General features: G+C 54.8%; 4 protein-coding genes. 2 read left to right on the top strand and 2 right to left on the bottom strand.

Annotated features, from left to right (window positions below):
* Together vapB and J0I64_RS08815 are read left to right on the top strand one after the other, a co-directional pair.
* Positions 1 to 217 (top strand): antitoxin (gene vapB / locus J0I64_RS08820; protein ID WP_291407236.1); only part of this gene is annotated, 217 nt, incomplete at its 5' end.
* Positions 214 to 624 carry a type II toxin-antitoxin system VapC family toxin gene (locus tag J0I64_RS08815; RefSeq protein WP_009452787.1) on the top strand — a complete coding sequence of 137 codons (411 nt, stop codon included), beginning with the start codon at positions 214 to 216 and terminating at the stop codon, positions 622 to 624. The genes vapB and J0I64_RS08815, both read left to right, overlap by 4 nt.
* A 243-nt stretch (positions 625 to 867) precedes the next feature.
* Here the strand turns inward: J0I64_RS08815 and J0I64_RS08810 are convergent, their stop codons facing one another.
* Positions 868 to 2,913: a hypothetical protein gene (locus J0I64_RS08810; RefSeq protein ID WP_009452786.1), complete on the bottom strand. Its 2,046-nt coding sequence runs from the start codon at positions 2,911 to 2,913 to the stop codon at positions 868 to 870.
* Positions 2,910 to 3,313, bottom strand: a 404-nt coding sequence (locus J0I64_RS08805) for a hypothetical protein (protein ID WP_291407231.1), incomplete at its 5' end; no start/stop codon positions are given. The genes J0I64_RS08810 and J0I64_RS08805, both read right to left, overlap by 4 nt.

Below are 3,313 nucleotides of genomic sequence, written 5' to 3'. Positions count from 1 at the left end.
TGTCCGCTTGCCGAAGGAGTTTCGCTTCGATGTTGAGGAGGTGGAGGTGTCGCGCGAAGGCGACGCTGTGATCCTGCGCCCGAAGTCCGACACAAGCCGTCGGTGGGCCTCGCTGCACGCCGCCGTCGAACGCGGCTTCAGCGACGACTTCATGGCCGACGGGCGCGACCAGCCCGAGGATCAGGAGCGTCCCGAACTCGATCAAGCGTTTCAGTGAGCCTGCGTCTGCTCGACACCAATGCGGTGATCTCGCTGGTGGCGCGACGCTCCGATGCGTTGCTGCGACGAGTCGAGGCGTCCGAACCTGGTTCACTGGCCGTTTCCTCCGTGGTCGCGCACGAACTCTATTTCGGTGCCTATCGCAGCGAGAAGGTGGCGTTCAACCTCGAAACGCTCCGGCTCCTCTTTGCCGATCTCGGCGTCCTCGACTTTGAACGCGAAGACGCCCGCGTGGCTGGCGAAATCCGGGCTGAGCTGAAGCGGCAGGGAACGCCGATCGGGCCATACGACACTCTCATCGCCGGGCAGGCCAAGGCACGGAATCTCACGCTCGTCACTAACAATACCGATGAGTTTTCGCGTATCGCAGGGTTGCAGATCGAGGACTGGACCATAGCCAGATAGCCGCTGGGATAGCCACTCGTTAACCCCGCAACGGATCAATGTCGGAAAATCGACAGCTCGCGACCCCATCTTGGACGTTCAAAGATCTATTGCTGTTTCCCGAAAGCTGCCGTTCGAGCCGCACTGCGGGCAACAAGATTCGGGGCCGCTAGCCGACGGTATGCTTTCAGGCCATTCGCTCAAATTTTTGCTTTACAGTGACACCTGTGCCCGGGCCGGTCGAGTGGGAGCAAAACGCTACTCTCACTTGGCTTTGAGGATGAAGCCTTCAAAGGAATGTATGGTAGCCTCGACTCCCTGCAGTGCGGCATTAACTCGTTCCAGAACCTCCGAGGTGGTCACAAGAATTTGCCGTTGAGTCCCAGCACTTTGGGCACTAGCCTCAAAGAATGCGGCCAAGTCCAACTCGCGCATTTGTTGCTGGCCAGGCTCATCGAAGACTGAAAACCCGACGTGATTGGTTTCAAAGCTTTTCGACAACTGCGTGAGAGCGAGAATGTAGGCCCACTTCAGGCGAATGCCATCGCTCGCGGATGCCTCGAACCCAATATCTTTAACGACCCTCTCGCCGTCTTCGTCTTCCGTGACGACTTGGGGACGAAAGTCGTCAGGTGAAAGCGTGATGTCACTCGCTCGAAAGGACTGAAAGCGGAAACGGGCGAGCAAGCTCTGTATGGTATTTTGGAATGCGTTGATCTTGGATTGGTCGGATGCCGTGAGATCCCCCGGGCCAAGGTCTTTTAACTCGGCTCGAGCACGTGCCCATTCTCGTGCTATCGCGCGCAGACCGTCGACGACTCCATCGACCTTCTCTTGCTGCGTTTGCCAGCGTTCGAGACGGGCTTCTAGACGTACAATTTCTTCCAGTTCGGAGCGTGCCGGGCTCGTCGTCGGACGAAGGAGGTCGCGCTTGAGCGATCTAATTTTTGAGCGCTGTTCTTGTATCTCCTCACGTAGGGATTGATATCGTACCTTTATGAGGTCCAGACTGTCAGATGCCGACCCAAGCATGGCACGATACAAATCAAGCTGAGACTTGATGAAGATGATGTTCTCTTCGAGTCCCATGGCTTCGCGACTGACTACTGGAAGAAGCTCTGTTTTTACAGCTTGCTGACAGGTGGGGCACGTATGGTCCGTTGCTGCCGAACCAAGTGTCGAGCCAAGCTTCTGCAGCTTTAAAGCGTCTTGATTACGGAGAAGGTCGGTCTCGAGGGCCTCAATGCGATCGCTGAACCCTTGCCGCTCACTGTCGGCGAGTTGAAAATCCTGCCTAAGAACTTGGATTTGCGAGCTCAGATCCTCATAGCGCTCTTCGGCCTCGACAAGTTCAGCTTTGAGTTCGTTTGTGGCGTTATCGACAACGGCATACTCAGACTCGTCGAAAGCGCTGATCCGGCTCCGGATTTCTTCTGTGACGCTAGCCAGAGAGCGCCATTCGTCACTGTAGTATACGGAGAGTTGCACGGTGCCGTCCTGACCGAAGCCGGCGGTAGGTTCATTGGGAAGACCTTCGATCCGAACCAGCGTGCCTTTCCCCTCAACGACTTCTCTACGGAGTTCACGATACCGTGTTTGCAGGATCAATTGCTCCTTTCGGAGTTCACTCCTCCGACGGCGTACTTTTCCAGCATCAAGATCGAGGATGAATTCCATTACTCGACGAGGAAGATCTTGTATTCCCAGATAGGTAGGGAGTGGTCCCTGCACGGCAGACCAACCTCGCTTTTGTTCAACAAAGAACATCGGGAATAGAGTTTCGATATAGAGTAGGCCTTCGTCGCCATCAAACCGTGGCACTTGCGGGAGGTCCCATCCTATGAACTTGGCGAGACGATGATGGAATCCGTCCTCACGACTTGCCGCGCCGGCGTCGTAGAGGAAAAAGTCTCGCTGATTGCCAAGGCCGAGATCGACCTTATTAAGTCGACAGTCCCACGTCTGTACCAACTTTTGGTTTGCCGCGCCTGTGATATCGCGTCGGACCGTTAAGTATTCGCCGTTTTCATTGGCGAGTTCGAGTACGACATGAGACTCAAGGACAGCTTCGTACGGGCTTTGGGTATCCCTCCTTATACGTTCACGCATGGCGTACGGCAGAGGAACATCAAGTTTGGGACTGATGGCCCGTTCCAGACCGAGCGCATAGATAATGGACATCAACGTGGTCGATTTTCCGGATGTGTTGTCGGCCTGAATGATATTCAGGCCCGGCGACAACGGAACATCGACACCATAGCTATTCTCGGCGGTTATAGACCGCAGCCTTATATGCCGAATCTGGATCATAAAAGGCGCTTCCCTACCAGAAGCAATTGCTGAACAAAGCTCTCTGTGATCTTCGCTCCAAGGCTCCTCAGAAATGCCTGTTCGTCAACGAGAACATCATTCATGGACTCGATTTCTTTTGCGGTCTCGATCCCTCTCTCTGTCAGAGTAAGAGTTGTCCGATTGCTGCTTATGGACCAATCGGCGAATCCTTCACCAACGAGAAAATCGAGAGCGCGTGTAAATGCAGGTTCAACGCGTAAACGCCATGCATACGCGGGTTCATTTTCCTCAAGTATTGCCTTCAGCTTATCCTGAGATGGTTTCGAACGCAGAGCATCGTTCAGGACATGCATTTTGGCGAAGGAGGCTTTCTTGCCGCGCGAATGTAACAGGGCCAACAGAGTGACGGACACGCGCC

This window comes from Devosia sp., from assembly GCF_017307565.1.
Lineage (GTDB): Bacteria > Pseudomonadota > Alphaproteobacteria > Rhizobiales > Devosiaceae > Devosia.
This window is presented reverse-complemented; position numbering and strand designations above follow the sequence as displayed.

Coding starts and splice junctions, on each gene's coding strand:
- J0I64_RS08810 (WP_009452786.1), bottom strand. CDS start 2,913: ATGATCCAGATTCGGCATATAAGGCTGCGGTCTATAACCGCCGAGAAT.